The organism is Candidiatus Paracoxiella cheracis (genome assembly GCF_049348705.1).
Classification (GTDB): domain Bacteria; phylum Pseudomonadota; class Gammaproteobacteria; order Coxiellales; family Coxiellaceae; genus Paracoxiella; species Paracoxiella cheracis.
Genome location: NZ_CP186485.1, coordinates 1,277,408 through 1,294,342, shown reverse-complemented (window position 1 = coordinate 1,294,342; position 16,935 = coordinate 1,277,408). Strand labels below are relative to the sequence as shown.

At 42.8% G+C, this 16,935-nt stretch carries 16 protein-coding genes, 4 tRNA genes and 7 pseudogenes; 8 read left to right on the top strand and 19 right to left on the bottom strand.

Annotated elements, in window-relative coordinates:
* Positions 1-39: 39 nt before the first annotated feature.
* The 9 genes and pseudogenes from ACJMKR_RS06725 to ACJMKR_RS06685 form a co-directional block, all read right to left on the bottom strand.
* Positions 40-384 (bottom strand): annotated as a pseudogene (locus tag ACJMKR_RS06725) (transposase); the annotation flags it as partial.
* Between the two features lie 275 nt (positions 385-659).
* Positions 660-1,079: pseudogene (locus ACJMKR_RS06720) on the bottom strand (IS256 family transposase); the annotation flags it as partial.
* A 180-nt stretch (positions 1,080-1,259) separates the two neighbouring features.
* Positions 1,260-1,835: a transposase gene (locus ACJMKR_RS06715; protein ID WP_423062408.1), complete on the bottom strand. Its 576-nt coding sequence runs from the start codon at positions 1,833-1,835 to the stop codon at positions 1,260-1,262.
* A 102-nt stretch (positions 1,836-1,937) separates the two neighbouring features.
* Positions 1,938-2,831: an IS982 family transposase gene (locus ACJMKR_RS06710; RefSeq protein WP_423062298.1), complete on the bottom strand. Its 894-nt coding sequence runs from the start codon at positions 2,829-2,831 to the stop codon at positions 1,938-1,940.
* A gap of 107 nt (positions 2,832-2,938) precedes the next feature.
* Positions 2,939-4,411 (bottom strand): transposase, encoded by a 1,473-nt coding sequence (locus ACJMKR_RS06705; protein WP_423062407.1) that lies wholly within the window; start codon positions 4,409-4,411, stop codon positions 2,939-2,941.
* A gap of 275 nt (positions 4,412-4,686) precedes the next feature.
* Entirely contained in the window at positions 4,687-5,541 is an 855-nt protein-coding gene (locus ACJMKR_RS06700) for an IS3 family transposase (protein WP_423062406.1), read from the bottom strand.
* 89 nt (positions 5,542-5,630) lie between these two features.
* Positions 5,631-5,840 (bottom strand): transposase, encoded by a 210-nt coding sequence (locus tag ACJMKR_RS06695; RefSeq protein WP_423062405.1) that lies wholly within the window; start codon positions 5,838-5,840, stop codon positions 5,631-5,633.
* Positions 5,841-5,892: 52 nt separating this feature from the next.
* Positions 5,893-6,291: a murein L,D-transpeptidase catalytic domain-containing protein gene (locus ACJMKR_RS06690; protein WP_423062404.1), complete on the bottom strand. Its 399-nt coding sequence runs from the start codon at positions 6,289-6,291 to the stop codon at positions 5,893-5,895.
* 16 nt (positions 6,292-6,307) lie between these two features.
* On the bottom strand, positions 6,308-6,958 hold the full coding sequence (locus ACJMKR_RS06685) for a murein L,D-transpeptidase catalytic domain family protein (RefSeq protein WP_423062403.1): 651 nt from the start codon (positions 6,956-6,958) through the stop codon (positions 6,308-6,310).
* Between the two features lie 655 nt (positions 6,959-7,613).
* Here ACJMKR_RS06685 and ACJMKR_RS06680 point away from each other — a divergent pair.
* The 7 genes from ACJMKR_RS06680 (at position 7,614) to ACJMKR_RS06650 (ending at position 11,383) form a co-directional block, all read left to right on the top strand.
* A tRNA-Ser gene (locus ACJMKR_RS06680) sits at positions 7,614-7,702 on the top strand.
* Positions 7,703-7,749: 47 nt separating this feature from the next.
* Entirely contained in the window at positions 7,750-8,400 is a 651-nt protein-coding gene (uvrY, locus tag ACJMKR_RS06675; RefSeq protein WP_423062402.1) for a UvrY/SirA/GacA family response regulator transcription factor, read from the top strand.
* Positions 8,401-8,408: 8 nt separating this feature from the next.
* Positions 8,409-10,229 (top strand): excinuclease ABC subunit UvrC, encoded by a 1,821-nt coding sequence (gene uvrC / locus ACJMKR_RS06670; protein ID WP_423062401.1) that lies wholly within the window; start codon positions 8,409-8,411, stop codon positions 10,227-10,229.
* Positions 10,230-10,300: 71 nt separating this feature from the next.
* Positions 10,301-10,861, top strand: coding sequence for a CDP-diacylglycerol--glycerol-3-phosphate 3-phosphatidyltransferase (pgsA, locus tag ACJMKR_RS06665; RefSeq protein WP_423062400.1), 561 nt, complete (start codon positions 10,301-10,303; stop codon positions 10,859-10,861).
* A gap of 181 nt (positions 10,862-11,042) precedes the next feature.
* A tRNA-Gly gene (locus tag ACJMKR_RS06660) sits at positions 11,043-11,117 on the top strand.
* 56 nt (positions 11,118-11,173) lie between these two features.
* Positions 11,174-11,244: transfer RNA gene (locus ACJMKR_RS06655), tRNA-Cys, on the top strand.
* Between the two features lie 50 nt (positions 11,245-11,294).
* Positions 11,295-11,383 (top strand) — tRNA-Leu (locus tag ACJMKR_RS06650).
* A 31-nt stretch (positions 11,384-11,414) separates the two neighbouring features.
* On the opposite strand, the pseudogene ACJMKR_RS06645 reads toward ACJMKR_RS06650, so the two are convergent.
* The 9 genes and pseudogenes from ACJMKR_RS06645 to ACJMKR_RS06605 form a co-directional block, all read right to left on the bottom strand.
* Positions 11,415-11,657: pseudogene (locus ACJMKR_RS06645) on the bottom strand (tyrosine-type recombinase/integrase); the annotation flags it as partial.
* A gap of 74 nt (positions 11,658-11,731) precedes the next feature.
* Positions 11,732-12,109: pseudogene (locus ACJMKR_RS06640) on the bottom strand (integrase core domain-containing protein); the annotation flags it as partial.
* A gap of 24 nt (positions 12,110-12,133) precedes the next feature.
* Positions 12,134-12,610: an IS1 family transposase gene (locus ACJMKR_RS06635; RefSeq protein WP_423062399.1), complete on the bottom strand. Its 477-nt coding sequence runs from the start codon at positions 12,608-12,610 to the stop codon at positions 12,134-12,136.
* On the bottom strand, positions 12,583-12,813 hold the full coding sequence (locus ACJMKR_RS06630; protein ID WP_423062398.1) for an IS1-like element transposase: 231 nt from the start codon (positions 12,811-12,813) through the stop codon (positions 12,583-12,585). The genes ACJMKR_RS06635 and ACJMKR_RS06630 overlap by 28 nt, the downstream gene beginning before the upstream one ends.
* A gap of 72 nt (positions 12,814-12,885) precedes the next feature.
* The gene (locus tag ACJMKR_RS06625) at positions 12,886-13,134 is read right to left on the bottom strand and encodes an IS1 family transposase (protein WP_423062397.1); all 249 of its coding nucleotides are present in this window, start codon (positions 13,132-13,134) and stop codon (positions 12,886-12,888) included.
* A 72-nt stretch (positions 13,135-13,206) separates the two neighbouring features.
* A pseudogene (locus ACJMKR_RS06620) lies at positions 13,207-13,959 on the bottom strand (helix-turn-helix domain-containing protein); the annotation flags it as partial.
* Between the two features lie 67 nt (positions 13,960-14,026).
* A pseudogene (locus ACJMKR_RS06615) lies at positions 14,027-14,473 on the bottom strand (integrase core domain-containing protein); the annotation flags it as partial.
* Positions 14,406-14,576, bottom strand: coding sequence for a hypothetical protein (locus tag ACJMKR_RS06610; protein ID WP_423062396.1), 171 nt, complete (start codon positions 14,574-14,576; stop codon positions 14,406-14,408). The gene ACJMKR_RS06610 and the pseudogene ACJMKR_RS06615, both read right to left, overlap by 68 nt.
* 149 nt (positions 14,577-14,725) lie before the next feature.
* A pseudogene (locus ACJMKR_RS06605) lies at positions 14,726-15,336 on the bottom strand (transposase); the annotation flags it as partial.
* 175 nt (positions 15,337-15,511) lie between these two features.
* Here ACJMKR_RS06605 and ACJMKR_RS06600 point away from each other — a divergent pair.
* Positions 15,512-15,778, top strand: coding sequence for a helix-turn-helix transcriptional regulator (locus ACJMKR_RS06600; protein ID WP_423064205.1), 267 nt, complete (start codon positions 15,512-15,514; stop codon positions 15,776-15,778).
* 30 nt (positions 15,779-15,808) lie between these two features.
* Here ACJMKR_RS06600 and moeB read toward each other — a convergent pair whose 3' ends face one another.
* Positions 15,809-16,933 carry a molybdopterin-synthase adenylyltransferase MoeB gene (gene moeB / locus ACJMKR_RS06595; RefSeq protein WP_423062395.1) on the bottom strand — a complete coding sequence of 375 codons (1,125 nt, stop codon included), beginning with the start codon at positions 16,931-16,933 and terminating at the stop codon, positions 15,809-15,811.
* Positions 16,934-16,935: the final 2 nt, after the last annotated feature.

Genomic DNA, 16,935 nt, shown 5'->3' with positions numbered 1-16,935 from the left:
TGCGTTCAAATTAATTTCCTCTCTTATGAATTTTAAGTTTTATACAAAATCCGCCAGGCGATCTTCAAACATAAGGGCAAAACGATTCATGGCGGCACCCCAGTCTCGAATCGGCATGGTCCATTTTTTGGCTATATTTTTTAACCCTAAATAGAGTTGTTTTAAAGCGGCATCGTCCGACGGAAAAACTCGTTTATTTTTAATAACTTTTCGGATACTCATGTTCAGTGATTCAATAGCGTTAGTGGTATAAATCACCCTCCGAATTTCTGCCGGATAAGCAAAAAATGGCACAATGCGCTCCCAATGAGTCAACCAACTTTTGGCAATCGAGGGAAATTCAGCATCCCATTTCTCAGAGAAACTCGTCAGCGCCAACGATGCGAGCCATGGAGAGGCGAAGCCGATGGCGAGTATTCCGCGGCAGCCGCCGATTTTTGACAGAGCGGAGTGCCGAAGGAACGGAGTTCCGTAGGCAGCGTAGCGAGTGGCAAAAATCTGTAGGCGGCGTCGAGTCATCTGGAGACAGTGCGCAGTCGGCCGCGAGGTCGCGGAGCGCTGTCGACGGGGACGTCTGCGGCTATTTAGGTTGTCGCGTATTGCGAGTCGATTATTGACAGGGATGCCAATAATCTATCACGAGCATCGCGACACACTTCTTCTGCTTCTTCAACCGTACTGGCCGAATAAATAGCTTTTAAGTCAGCGGCCACTTCTTTTTTCTTTTTCCAACCCACATAGCGCAATGAATTCCGCACCATGTGTACAATGCAAAGCTGTACTTGAGTGTTAGGATACACAGCGCCAATCGCATCAGGAAAGCCCGTTAGCCCGTCAACGCAACAAATCAGGATATCTTCTAGGCCTCGATTTTTTAACTCCGTTAATACATTCAACCAGAATTTAGCGCCCTCATTTTGGCTAATCCAAATACCTAGCAATTCTTTTTGCCCATCGATATTAATTCCTAAAGCCAAATACAATGCCTTATTGATAACCTTTTTATCTTGCTGCACTTTAATCACTAAAGCGTCCAAATACACAATCGGATACACCTTGTCCAACGGACGACTTTGCCAAGCCTTCGATGCGCGCCATGGAGAGCGAAGCGAAGGCGCGTATTCCGCGGTAGGCTCGGATTTTTTGCCGAGCGTAAGCGACTGCAAAAAATCTTTACGAGCCGTCAAGTCATTTGAGAGCCCGTGCGTAGTCGAGCCGTGAGGTCGCGGAGCGCGGGCGACGAGGACGTCCGCGGCTATTTAAGTTGTCGCGTATTGCGAGTCGATTATTGACAGGGATGGCAATAATCTATCACGAGCATCGCGACACGCTTGCACTTCTTCAATCACTTCGTTGGTTACTGTAGAAATGAGACTCGAACAAATAGTTGTGCCATACAAATCTTTCAACTGATCTTGAATATCACGGGTAGTCATACCCCGTGCATAAAGACTCATAATTTTGTCATCCAAATCATCAAAGCGGGTTTGATGTTTTGGAATCAATTGCGGTACAAACTCATTGTTACGATCACGAGGAACCTCAATGGTCATCTCGCCATCTGTTGTTTTGATCGTTTTTTGGCTGTGCCCATTGCGGGAATTACCACTATTGTTGCCAGACACTTCGTGTTTTGCATAACCCAGCGCGTCCGTCAGCTCCCCTTCCAGAATACGCTCCGTCAGTGCCTTTTTTAACTCCTTTAACAAACCAGTATCACCGAAAATATCAGATGCGGTCTTGGTATGTTTGAGAAAATATTCCACAACCTGTGGATCTAATTTATTTTGGACTTTGGATAAATAAAATCCCTTGCCAGTTAGGACAATAATCAAAAAATGTGAGTTTCTAAATCTTAAGCTGTTTTTTGCAGCAATTCGTAGAATTTCTCAGGTGTAAAATTTATTTTATCCAACCATGATTTTACTATCCCAACCTCAGTTCTGGATAACTGCGTATAAATTATTCTTTATATTGTTGGTTTTTATTCCTGGTTTGTTTGGTCGCCAAGAATAGGCAATTAGCGCTGCAAGGGTATTGACTAAAAAATTAATCGGACTACGATGACGCGAATGCTCAACATGATACAAGTTTTTCAACTGATCGATAATCGTTTCTACGATGCCACGTTGTTTTAGGAAAAACTTTTCAAATGCAGAAAGCATTTTGTTCTTCATATTTTTACGGACTTTTGTCACAAATTTTAAATCGTGTTTTGCCAAATCGTCCGCAAGATCTTTTCCAAGATACCCTTTATCGCCAGCGCCCAACCCCTTTAAATTAGCCATTAATTTTCTAACAACAGCGCGATCATCCACGTTCCCTTTCGTTAAACAAAAACGGATTAATTCCCCTTGATGATTAATCACAATATGTAGTTTAAAGCCGTAAACCCAGCCCATTGTGCTTTTACTGCGTTTAGCAATGCCTTTGAAAACCTTGTTTCGATAAATTCGTTTATTGTGGCATACGCGTAGTGTAGTTGAGTCAATATAATACAATCCCGTGTGTTTGCCCTTTCTCGAAAGCAAATAGGCGGCGAGCATCATTAGCGCTGCTGATTGGCAGGCGACAAAACGTGTGTAACTCAGCGCCGTAGGAAAATACTTCTTCATGTCTTGTAAAACACATCCACAATAAAAATCCTTAAATGTGCGATAGTGACTCATTTGAAACAACACAATGATGGTGCCAATTTCAGACAAGCTCATTTGCATCGCTCGATCTCGTTTTCTGTCTGGGTTCGGTAGCAAATACTTTGATTGACCTTTCAAATAATCCTTGCAAAAATCATCCATATCACAAAAAATCTCCGTGACCGGTGCCAACATGATTAACTCCTGTTACATTATTTAGCTGTAATTTTGGAGCTAAATTTTAGCGGTTCCGGTCTTTTTTTCAATTATTTCATTCACTTATTCCTTTTCTTATACAGAACTCAGGTTATCCCAATCAAATCCTCTATTTTTTCAGGGTCTGAGTTTTGCGTCTTTTCTTCAGTCCTCTGAATCGTTTTAATTTTTGAGTTGCTATTTTTGAAAATAGCAGGATGTCGCGTGCGTTTCCCCTGCGTATCACCTTTGGTTCTGCCTTGCGGATTACCGCGTGGTTTGCAGAGATTAGCAGGCGTGCCAACGGTATCAAGCACCGTAGAAAAACCCCGTTGCGTTTGTGAAGGGGTCGCAGTTATTGATGGTTTTTCGTTATCCACTTGGAAGCTCGGCAAATACCGCTCCCATTTTTTCGGTAAAATCGGGGCAAGATTCCTCGCTAGATAAAGTTGCGTATACGCTAATGCTGTCATCCGCCACCAATCTTCTTCGTGCTTAACATCCGGTGTTTGGTATCGGTCAAATAACAGTTTGTCTTTACCAAAACGAAAGTAGTGTTCAATGTCATAGCGTCTATCGTAATAGTGATACGCTTCTAATGCTGTGATTTCATTACGTCGTTCACCAGCGAGTCCTAACCAGAGTGGATTTTTATATAAAGATTTACCGTTAGCATCAACCGCAACCAATTGCACAACAGTAACAGGATGCTCATATCCTTTAAATTGCTTTGAACCACGCAGTAATTGGTCACGCCATATTTTAATCTCCAATTGGTAAGTTTTGCCACTGCGGGTTGTAATGGTTTGCTGCACAATCTCATCGGATTCACGGTGAGTCGTGCTGTCGTTTAGTTTCATCGCATCACCATAGCGTTTTATACTTCCTGAGGTATTATCTTCTATTGATGCGGGCGCGAAAACATTACGGGTACTGTTAAAACGGAAAAGATGTACCCAATTGGGATTTTCGCTAACCAGTTTACGGCAAGCTTCTGTACCATATTTTGAATCAGCCACGCTAACCACCAATTTATGAGTAAGCGCTAAGTCTGCAATACAACGGTTAATTTGCTGCATCCCAACTACATTGCCTTTTTCATCGCTTTTAACGCGCCTCGTATCCAGTGGAACTAACCAATGCTTTTCTTGAGCTGCACCATCATTGGGCAATAGTGATACCGTTGAATATTCATGTCCAATGGTAATCGGTTTGTTACCCGGTGCTGGATTAGGGCTGTAAACCACATGGCGATCTTCAACACAGTGTGCACTTTGACGCGACTGTGGTGTCGTATCCGCAATAATGATCACACGGTCATCGCTATGACTAACATGTTCATATTGTATTTTCATCATGCTATCCCAACAATTTGCTACTGACAAACCATCGCTAATCGCATCGGTAATACTACTGTATTCACGTTCAAAGTATGGCGATTCACATAATTCTATGGGTGTTTTGCAGCGATGGCCATGGCTTGAAAGGGCATCGAGTAAATTCATATTGGCATCGCGTCGCGCGGGGAAGATGTTGTAGAGGAATGTACGGAATTGTTTTAGTTTTTCTGTCGCTAACATCGTTTGTTCCTTATTTTATTTTTTCGAACAAACGTTGTTTACAACGTAAAATTTTTTTTCGGTTTCTATGTCAAGCAATTTTTAATTATTTTTATAAATTTATCCAAAGTCCAATTTATTGGTTTTCATTGCCATAGTCAAAGACTCCGTATAATTTTAACGACCTTTCCCTGACTATCGCATTTACACAATCTTATTTACAGACCCCGATTAGCATTAATAATAACGTCAATAATGATCTTCCCTCACTTTACCGGACACATTTTTTTTCGATTTTACGCAGCACATTCAAGCGCAACAGGGGTCTTGTAGTCAATAGCTGAATGCATTCTTCTGTGATTGTAATAGCCTTCAATATACTGAAAAAGACTTTGCCTTGCTTCAGCGCGTGTTGTGTAATCATTCACATGCACAAGTTCCGTTTTTAGGGTATGGAAAAAACTTTCTGCAATGGCATTATCCCAACAATTAGCCTTTCTGCTCATTGAACCAATCAGCTTGTTTTGCTTGATGATTTCCCTATATTTTTTCGAACAATATTGACTGCCCCGATCAGAGTGTATAATCACTTGCTTTGGATATTTTCGTTTGAATAACGCCATCAATAACGCATCACACACTAAATCTTGTTTCATGCTTTTATTCATTGACGAGCCAATAACCGAACGTGAATGCACATCGATAACCACCGCTAAATACAACCGACCTTCACGGGTTGGAATGTACGTCAGATCACTCACCCATTTTTGATTGATCGCCGTTGTCGTGAACTCTCTCTTTAAAATATTCTCAAAAATAGGCTTGTTGTGACCCGAGTCTGTGGTTATTTTAAATCTACGCTTGGCAAGTGCTTTTAAGCCCATGGAGCGCATACGCCGCTCAATACGCGTGTGACTGCAGGAAATCGATTCCGCTTGCAATGCACGAGTTATACGTGGTGAACCGTAACGTTGTTTGTTTCTCATATAAATTACCTTAATTTTTTCATCTAATTGTTGGTTTGCTTGCTCACGTGGGCTCATAGGTCGCGATAGCCAGTCATAATAACCACTACGACTGACACCCAGTACATCACATAGCAAGTTAATTCCAAATAGTTGGGCGTGCTTTTGAATAAAGCTGTACTTCACTCGAGTTCTTTCGCGAAGTACGTGGCCGCCTTTTTTAGAATGGCTTTCTCCTGTTCCAGTCGTGCCAGTCGCTTCTTAAGCTGTTGATTTTATTCAATGAGTTCCCCTATGTTGACCGGTTGCTTTGCGCTGGGATGAATCACTTCACCACTCTTCCTGGCTTTATCCACCCAGGTGTGGAGGGTCGCTTCGGGCATGCCTAAGTCTTTTGCAGCGCTTAACACGGAAGGAGAACTGAGTGCTAGATGGATTGCTTCTTCTTTAAATTCCGGTGTGTATTTTCGAGTCTTCTTTGTCATGAGATCACCTCTTTGTTACTTCATAGATTTTAACAAATTAGTGTCCGGTAATTTAGGGGAAGATTACATCCGAATTCGCTGTATTCGAAAAATGCGTTGCCATTGCACCTTCACGGCTGCCTTTACCTTGAGCCACGTGTGCGCTTAGCACGACTTTATCGCTTCTGAGGTCGATGACGTTTAAGCGTTTAGCTGTGTCAGGTTTGTTGAAGTTGACTACCGTTAAATAATTGGGGTTGCTAATTTTGCCCTGGCTTTTAGCGTAGACATAACCTTTTAAGGCGTATGTTAGCGCAGCTTTATCTAAGCTCGGATTTTTGGCCAATATGTCAGATGCTGTTTTTTGTATCGTATCTTTCTTTACAGTTTTTTTATCTGCCAAAGCGTTAGTGGTGATACCAATTGTAAGTAAGGGAACTGCGACAATACTCGCTGTTATTAATTTTTTCATGTTTGGGTTCTCGTGATTATGCTGTGAAATGTGGATCGTGATTTTCAGATGCAGCATAGGCAAAGACAAAACTACCGCCTTTGATTTTGCTGAAAATGTAGTGTGAATATTTTGGATTTACTGCGAAACATCCCCAGCTACGACCTAAATAATCATGTGCTTCTGCAAATCTAGGAGTCGCATACCATGCTGAATGGAAAACAATAGCACGACTGAATGCGTTGCTATTAATACCAGGTTCCAAACCATGCACTCGAAGCGAATAACCATGATGGCCAAAATAAGTGTCACCTGTAACGTAAGCACCTAAGCTGGACATTTTCGAACCGGGCGCATTAGAAAAATGTTTAGCGTAAAGTAGACCCGTATTTCTACCTTGAGCAACGAGACCGTTAAATACCACTTTTCCGGTGACCATATTAATAATCCAAAGTCGTTTTTGAGTCGACTTTTGAGAAAAATTAACGAGCGTCATAAAGTGGCTGTGGATTTTGCCGTGTGACTGCGCCCAATAATAAGCCTTAAGCGCAACACGTAATGCTTGTGGGCGAACACCTGCTTGGACTAGTTGATTAAAGTCTGAATGAGAAAAAGCTTTCACTCCCGGTGAAACCATCGAGGTGCCGAAAAAGACAAGGCTTAGTACTAGTGCAATAATAAAGCTCATGTTAATGAATACCCACGTTTTAACAAATTTTATTTTAATTTAACTTCGCTAACAATCCCTCCGTCCGTATGTATACAAACTTAATTAGTTTGTAACTCCATGCGAAATTTCCTGCTTTCAATCAACAAGTGGGAAATGATACAGAATTGTTCATTTTTTTTCCAGAAAAAGTCCACCTTGGAGGCTAAAAAATAGCTAGAACGGGGGGAATTACTTAAAAAACCGCTCAAAAATAAGTAGTTTGCGCAGTTTTTGTGCTCCATATCACAAAACTACGTATTATACGTAGTAATTTTACCGTGCGGGAAGTGTCTTCAACTCTTTGCTGCTTGGGAAATATGTCCACCAAGGTGTGAGACTTTTACTATGCAAGGGCTGTGACTTGCGTTTATAATGCGGTCTAATCTTTTCGCCCGGTGAGCGCCAGCCAAGGAAGGTTGGCAGGGTGCTTATAGAAGAATGTCCGAGGTAGGACACGGATGTCCGGAGAAATTTGGCTTTAAAGGGAGAGATGGCTGAGCGGGCGAGCCGGAGTTGCAAAAAGGTCCAGTGAACCTTTTTGCCCGGTGAGCGCCAACCCAGGAAGGTTGGCAGGGTGCTTATAGAAGAATGTCCGAGGTAGGACACGGATGTCCGGAGAAATTTGGTTTTAAAGGGAGAGATGGCTGAGCGGTCGAAAGCGGCGGTCTTGAAAACCGTTGAGGGTAACTCCCTCCCAGGGTTCGAATCCCTGTCTCTCCGCCAACTAGAAAGCTAGGAGCGGAGGACTCAATGAAAGAGGATGTCATAGCGTGATAAATGTACTATTAGTTGATGATCATGACCTGGTCCGTACCGGAATTAAAAAGATCCTCAATGAAGTCTCTGGAATTAAAGTCGTTGCCGAAGCCCGAACCGGTGAAGAGGCAGTCAAACTGAGTCGCAAGCTCACTCCCCAAGTTGTATTAATGGATGTCAAAATGCCAGGTATTGGTGGGTTTGAAGCCACGCGCAAACTATTACGCATGGATCCTGATATCAAAGTCCTCGTTCTGACAACGTGCAACAACGATCTTTATCCGGCTCGATTATTACAAATCGGTGCGGCAGGCTATATCACTAAAGGTTCTAGTATGGAGGAAATGGTTCAAGCCATTCGTGCTGTTCACTCCGGTCAACGTTATATCAGTCCCGAGATTGCTAGCCGTTTAGCGTTCCGTCATGTGACCGACAAAGAAGACTCACCCTTTGAAACATTATCGGAGCGTGAGTTGCAGGTGATGTTGATGATTACCAAAGGCACGAAAGTGCAAGATATTGCAGAAAAGCTGTGTTTGAGTCCCAAAACCGTTAACAGTTATCGTTATCGCATCTTTGAAAAACTACACGTCAAAAATGATGTTGAATTAACATTATTAGCCATTCGTCACGGGTTAGTGGAATCTGAAGAAACTAAGTTATAATTTGGCTTATGGCCATTGCTGATTCAAAATCCTTATTAAAAACACTCACCACAAAGCCCGGGATCTACCAAATGCTGGATGCCCAGGGAAAAGTTATTTATGTTGGTAAGGCGCGCAATCTGAAAAAGCGTGTGACGAGTTATTTTCAGCGTAAGCTCGACAATAAAACTCAGCTCATGATGGGGCAGGCTGTTGATATTCAAACTACGATCACCAGCAATGAAAATGAGGCACTGCTGTTGGAGGCAAACTTAATCAAGCAGTACCGTCCGCGCTACAATGTATTATTGCGCGATGACAAATCCTATCCTTACTTATATCTTGGTGTTCATCAAAAATTTCCGCGCTTGGACTTTTATCGGGGCGCTAAAAACAAACCTGGGCGCTACTTTGGACCCTATCCTAGTGCCGGCTCTGTACGCGAAAATCTCGCATTAATTCAAAAATTATTTAAATTGCGTCAATGCAACGACACGTTTTTTAAAAATCGTACGCGCCCGTGTCTGCAGTATCAAATTAAACGCTGTACAGCGCCGTGTGTGGGTTTTGTAGATGAAAAAAACTATCGTAAACAAGTCAACGATGCCATTTTATTCTTGGAGGGGAAAAATGATCGCGTGATCGATACATTAGTGCAGCGGATGGATGATGCCTCAAAAAATTTGGAATATGAAGAGGCGGCACACTATCGTGATCAAATTGCACAATTACGCCGCTTGCAAAAGCAACAATTTATGACGGCGGATAAAGGCAACATCGATGTCATTGGTATTAGTGAGTCGATGGGGCGAGTTGGCTTTTCTGTGTTATTTATTCGCGGTGGACGCGTTATTGGAAGCAAACCATTTTTCCCGAACACGCCAAAAGGTACTGATTTAAAATCGGCGATGTCGGCGTTTATACCGCAATATTATTTAAGTCCGATGCGCAGTGATGACATACCGGAGCGAATTATTTTGTCAGAACCTTTAGAAGATCGTGAATGGATACAAAACGCGTTGCGTGAAAAATTGCAGTCAAAGTTAACCATCAGCGATCGTAAATTACCGCAATATAAACATTGGCAAACCATGGCGATGATTAATGCCAAACATTTATTAGCCCAACATTTAGCGAAGAAAAATACGGTGGCGCAGCAGTTGAAGGCATTGCAAACGGCATTAAAATTCCCGAACCCGATTCAGCGTATCGAATGTTTTGATATTAGCCATACCCTGGGTGAGGCGACCGTAGCGTCTTGCGTGGTTTTTGGTGAAGAGGGGCCAATCAAAAAAGATTATCGTCGATTTAATATAACCGATATTAAGCCTGGCGATGACTATGCTGCTATGCATCAAGCGTTGTCACGTCGTTATACGCGTTTAAAATCGGGTGAGGGTGTGTTACCCGATCTATTGATGATAGATGGTGGGCTAGGGCAATTAAAGCAAGCAGCCGATGTATTGGAAGAGTTACAAGTGAGTGGCGTTATTTTGCTAGGCATTGCAAAAGGACCAGGCCGTAAACCGGGCTTGGAAAAACTCTATATTTGGGGCAAAAAACTTGCGATTCATTTGCCTCCAGATGATCCTGCCTTGCATTTAATTCAGTTTATTCGTGATGAGGCGCATCGATTTGCTATCACTGCGCATCGTGCCAAACGTGCAAAACACCGTGTCGAATCGCCGTTGCAACACATTGAAGGTGTTGGCGCAAAACGCCGTCAACAATTGTTAAAACATTTTGGTGGTATACAGGAACTGCGAAAGGCAAGTGTGGATGAACTCACAAAAGTTCCTGGCATTAGTGAAGAGCTCGCTAAGCGGATTTATGATGCCTTGCGAGATTAGCAAAGAAATTTGTATCGTTAAATTTCTTTTTATCTGCTTGACCTGAATGGATGATCCCGTAGAATCGTTGTATGAACATTCCAATGGTTTTAACATTTTTACGTTTGTCTGCAATACCCGTATTCGGGGTCATTTATTATTTACCTTTTCGGTGGGCGCATCCCGCCGCTGCCATTGTTTTTTTGATTGCTGCCATTACTGACTGGTTGGATGGTTATTTAGCGCGTAATTTGTCGCAAATGACAGACTTTGGTGCATTCTTGGATCCTGTCGCGGATAAGTTAATGGTTGCTGTTGCCTTGTTGCTCGTTGTTGGCCAGCAGTATGTGCCTTATCTTGCTGTCCCTGCTGCTATTATCGTGTGTCGTGAGATCGCGATTTCAGCTTTGCGGGAATGGATGGCAGAAATTGGAAAACGTGCCAGTGTGGCCGTGAGCTTCGTTTCTAAGGTCAAAACAACGATACAGATGATCGCGCTAATTTTGTTATTGTGGTATTCGCCGGGAAGACACCTGATTATTTTATGGTTGGGAGTTGTTTTATTATGTCTCGCAGCGTTGTTAACTTTATGGACAATGATTGTTTATTTAAAGATTGCTTGGCCTGACTTGACTTTGCCTCGAGAAAAGTAATAATACGTCCTCTACGGTGATTGAATGTGATTGTGGACGTGGTCAAAAATAGCTCAGTGGGTGAGCCGGCAATTTGCTGAAGCATTGCTTCAGCCCGGCGAACGCCCGACAGGAAGTCGGGCAGGGTGCCTCTCCGATAGGCACATACAAATACAGGATGTATGGCGAATAAATATATCGGGCGGGAATAGCTCAGTGGTAGAGCACAACCTTGCCAAGGTTGGGGTCGCGAGTTCGAATCTCGTTTCCCGCTCCATTTTTTGGGTAATAGCATAACCCTGGTTCTAGCCAGGTGTTTTACGAAGTTTGCATGGCTGGGTGGCAGAGTGGTTATGCAGCGGCCTGCAAAGCCGTGGACGCCGGTTCGATTCCGACCCCAGCCTTTATTTAAATCCAGTCTACCGGATGACTAGCAGGCTTCCCTCAATTTTGAGCCCGGGTGGCGGAATTGGTAGACGCAAGGGACTTAAAATCCCTCGGTTGGTAACGACCGTGCCGGTTCGAGTCCGGCCCCGGGCACCAAAATAATATTAAATACAAAAGGTTGTGATAGTCATTTTCTTCTTACACGCTTTGTTTGTCCTTGTGTATTTTTAACTGTGCCAATTTTGTGTCTAGATTTTTGCATAAATTCGATATGAGATGCTGCGCTTTGCAGTTGATTTCCAGACAAGTGTGCATAACGCAACACCATATCCATAGTGCTCCAGCCGCCCAACTCTTTTAACACATGAAGCGGGGTGCCGTTTTGAACATGCCAGGACGCCCAGGTGTGACGCAAATCGTGCCACTTAAAGTGTAGAACTCTCGACTTGATCTGACAGTTGAGATTTATCGGACATATTTTCTGTCCGATAGATCGGATTCTAATTACTCCTCTACCAGTTGCGTGTCGTGATTACTGTGCGCCTTATTCAATTCATCTGCCGACACGCTTGGAATAGTTTTACATAGTTTATCTAATTCTTTTTCTTGTGCCAAATGCTTTGCATCAAGAAAAGTTTGCATGGGTGTTTTTCCATAACAACGCTCGCCGGAATGGGGCCTGACCTCATTATATGTTTTGATCCACGCATCAACGTCTTGTTGTAATTCTTCTAGGGAACGATATATTTTTTTTCGAAAAGCAACATCATAAAATTCTTGTTTAATCGTTTTATGAAAACGTTCACAAATACCATTGGTCTGCGGAGAACGTGCGCGTGTTTTCGAATGGTCAATGTCTTCAACTGCTAAATAAAGTTGGTGGTGCCTCATTTTTGTTGATGGCATCTAAATAACCCTCCCAAACTCGTGCCTATTGATAAATAATCCGATGACAATGTCGTGCAATTTATCCAGTTTAGAAAAGCAAATCGTCTTTCTCGCTAATCGCTTTATTCGTGTGCGCAACGTGAGATGCTTTCGTTCAATCGCTTGGGTATTTTGCTTTCCCACCAAATGTTTTGATTGAGGCAGGTGTCTTTCATAAGCACCCCAATCATCTGTATAGTAAAAGTTGATATCAAATGAGCTCAGTTTTTCTTTCAGTGCTTTAAATGCTGAATCTTTTCTTGGACCAAAATGATAAGCTAACACCTCATGTGTATGGTGATCAATCGCATGCCAAAGCCAACGTTGATTCTGTTTATTTCGAACAAAACTCCACATTTCATCCAGCTCCGCTTCTTCAACTTGTACAACATTAACAGTAACAGACGCACCAAGTGATTCTTTTTCCTTTAAAAGTCGTGTATTGACGCTCTCCAAACCTTCACCCTTTTTTTTAATTCACCAATAACAGTGTTAATGCTAATACGTAAAACGCCTGCAGTATCTCTGACGCCACTACCATTCATTGCCATATCAACCGATGCGCGCCATGGAGAGCGAAGCGAAGGCGCGTATTCCGCGGTAGGCTCGGATTTTTTGCCGAGCGTAAGCGACTGCAAAAAATCTTTACGAGCCGTCAAGTCATTTGAGAGCCCGTGCGTAGTCGAGCCGTGAGGTCGCGGAGCGCGGGCGACGAGGACGTCCGCGGCTATTTAAGTTGTCGCGTATTGCGAGTCGATTATTGACAGGGATGGCAATAATCTATCACGAGCATCGCGACACACTTGTATTTTATCTTTAACACCAGGGGCACGAGCATTATGTGTGTAATCTAGAAGAAATGTATTTTTCTCACAAGCATTATTTTTACATTGAAACCTTTGCTTTCCTGTACTGCTGACGCCAAATTTTACAACCTCATGTAAACAGCAGCAGGGGCAAGCAACATTGATTCTTGCCATTCATGCAATCCTTATCCTAATGATTTTCTGAAATAGCAAAATATATCACATCAACAAAAATGAGGCACTACCATAAAGTTGATAGGCGTGGTTCTCAATTTTTCCACAATATTCCGTCCCGCGATCCGTGAGCATACGCAGCAATCGGATACCTTGCTCATTAAACCATGGCAATACACGTTCATTTAATAAATGAGCTGCCGTCATCGCTGTTTTCTCCGTGTATAACTTCGCAAAAGCGATTCTGCTATAGGTATCGACAAAAGTCTGCTCATAAATACGGCCAACGCCCTTCATCGTGCCAACATAATACGTATCCTGAGAACCTAAATAACCTGGGTGTTCTGTTTCAATCTCGCCGTGCGCTTCTTTTTCTCGTTTTGATTTTTCTAATGCTTGTCATTGTTCTTCCGTTAATAACATACCGTCTTGCGCCGATTTCGCTTCAAGCGCTTTTAGTCGCTTCTTAAAAGTCTCTAGATCATTACGTAGCCACACCGAACGAACTCCGCTGCTCGATACGATAATGCCTCGCGCCAGTAATTCATTGGCCGCACGTGCCTGACCTAACGCTGGGTTTTCAATAGCCAAAGCAATTACCGCTTCTTCTACATGTAACGGCACTCTATTTTTTTCATTCGGTTTCTTCTTACTCATATCATGGAGTGCTTCTTCGCCACCATTTTCATAAAGTGTTTTGAAACGGTAAAAACTGTCGCGTGAATAACCCATAACCTTGCAGGCTTGTGAAACATTTCCCAATTGTTTAGACAGCTCTAGTAAACCTAATTTGGGTTTGATAATCTTTTCGGATACACTGGTCATAATGACACTCCTCGTGTTGGTTGTTTAAGGTTGGTCAATTAAATTTTACTCTAACTGACCAGGAGTGTCAGATCAAGTCTGAAGGTTTGCAATTTAATGAACTGTGTGGTCTTTTAGTATTGTAGTGCTTTCTCCATTGGTTGATTTCATGTCGGGCTTCTTCAATTGAACGAAACCAGTGTTGATTTAAACATTCGTTGCGGAACTTGCCATTTAAGCTTTCAACAAACGCATTCTGAGTTGGCTTTCCAGGTTGAATGAAAGCAAGCTTGGTTTTGTTTTCCCTGGACCAAAAGAACATTGCTTTGCTTGTAAACTCTGTACCATTATCACAAACAATTTGTTTTGGCAGCCTGCGTTGCTCACTAAGCTCTGCTAGGAAGCGTGCCACCTGACGTCCTGATATAGAAAATGCTGTTAGCTGGCCAATAAGTTCACGATTAAAATCATCGATAATGTTTAGCACACGAAAACGCCTTCCATTGGCCAGCTGATCGTAAACAAAATCCATCGACCGATGCGCGCCATGGAGAGCGAAGCGAAGGCGCGTATTCCGCGGTAGGCTCGGATTTTTTGCCGAGCGTAAGCGACTGCAAAAAATCTTTACGAGCCGTCAAGTCATTTGAGAGCCCGTGCGTAGTCGAGCCGTGAGGTCGCGGAGCGCGGGCGACGAGGACGTCCGCGGCTATTTAAGTTGTCGCGTATTGCGAGTCGATTATTGACAGGGATGGCAATAATCTATCACGAGCATCGCGACACGCTTGCAACGCTCATTTCTCTGAGTCGGTGATGACATCACTAATCGTAGTCGCTGTATTTTTTTACGCTTTTTTGTACGCACCTGGAGCTTTTCTTCTTTGTAAATCCGGTAGGTTTTTTTCTTATTCATGACAAGCCCCTCTGCTTTTAAGAGGCTGTGAAGCATTAAATAACCATACCGAGAATACTGAGCTGCCAATTCTTTTAATCGAGCTCTAATCAACTCGTCTCGTCGCTTTTTGGGTCCGTAACGGTAAGCCGTTCGACTTAGCCCGACTAGCTTGCAGGCCATTCGTTCACTCAGCTTAAAGGCGCTCATTAAGTGACAAACAACCTGCTTCTTGCTAGCAGGCGTTACCACTTTTTTGAAACAACATCCTTGAGCGCTTCATTTTCTAACATCTTTTCAGCCAGCAGCTTTTTTAACTTATTGTTCTCGGACTCCAGCTCTCGCAGGCGCTTAGCTTCGTTAACCTCTAGGCCAGCATACTTGCTACGCCAATTGTAAAAAGTACCGCCAGATATGCCTAAGCGACGGCACAGGTCTTCCACCTTAGCGCCACTTTCATGCTCTTTGATCGCTTTAATGATTTGTTCTTCTGTATAACGTTTTTTCATGTTGAGATCTCCTCGGTCGTAGAATAATTGGAAATCTCATCCATGTCATGGTGTTAATTTTGGGGGAAAGGTCACACGAAGCTAAATTGCTCGAATAAAAAAGCCTTGATTGTGTGTCTGAGGCGTTTAGATGTTTACGGAATTTGTTGTGAGATGGGGCAGGGAGGTTTCCTTGGTGGCCGGTAAATTGAACTCTAGCAAACAATTTGCGTTAGGCAGTTGCTATCCAGATGTTTATTTTAATGAGCGCGAGGTGTGGATCATGCTCGCCTTAACGTTTGGGCATATGCCGGGCGAGATTGCGAAGATCCATAACTGCACAGAACGAACAATTCTTTTTTATATCGAGAGCATGAAGAAAAAACTTTCATGTGACACGATCACTCAGCTTATTGAATGTGTTAAGCAGACGGAGCTGTTGGAGGAGATTCATTTTGAATGAATAGAGTTAGTTGATAGAGACGATAGTGCTCTAGTACTTTATCAACGTTGAATCGATCTCATCAATCCAGCTTAGGATACCCCCCTTTAAAATAGCGACATCGTTGATGCCCGCCTCTTGTAACAATTGGCATGCTTTGCGACTACGAGGACCAGCTTTACAATATACGACGATGGGTTTTGTTTGGTCGAGTTCGTTTAATCGTGAAGATAGTTCATTTAAGGGGATGTGTTGTGAGTTCAAGCGGCATATTTCTGTTTCATAATGTTCTCGCACATCTAACACTGTAATTTCTTTTTTATCTATCCATTGTTTTAATATGTGTGATGACACTTCGTTAATAGTGTTCAAAGAGCACGATTTAATTGTATCACGGGATAGAGAGTTAAAAGGCTGCTGGTATTGGCACAAAGGACAGGTTTGGCTGCGTGCGAGTTTAAATTCACGAAATTCCATGGAAAGTGCATTAACCGTGAGAAGTCTGCCAATTAACGGTTTGTTTAAGCTTAATAATATCTTGATAGTTTCGACTGCTTGAATCGAGCCTAACAATCCTGGCAATACCCCGAGCACGCCAGCCTCTGCACAATTGGGAATCATCGCCGCTGGCAGTGGCGATTCATAGAGGCAGCGATAGCAGGGACCGTTTGGTGCGCAAAATACAGTGCACTGTCCTTCAAATTGAAATATGGACGCATAAATATAGGGTTTTTTTAAGTGAAAGCATGCGTCATTAACTAAATAGCGTGTGGGGAAATTATCGCTGCAATCAACAATAACATCGTATTCTGAGAAAATAGAAAAAACATTACTATCCTGTAATTTTTCTTCAAAGGCGATGACTTCAATATTCGGGTTAAGATATTTAAGCCTTCTTTGAGTAGCCCTTACTTTTGAATCGTTCAAATCATCAACGGTAAACAATACTTGGCGTTGTAAATTACTTAACTCTACGTGATCAAAATCGACGATACCGATTTTACCCACGCCTGCGGCTGCGAGATAAAGTAATACAGGTGCTCCTAAACCACCGGCGCCGACACAACATACAGCACTGTTTTTTAATCGTTGTTGGCCCTCAAACCCAATGCAATCGAGGCTAAAATGGCGGGCATAGCGGGATAGTTCGTCGGGACTAAAAATTGATTGATTCATTT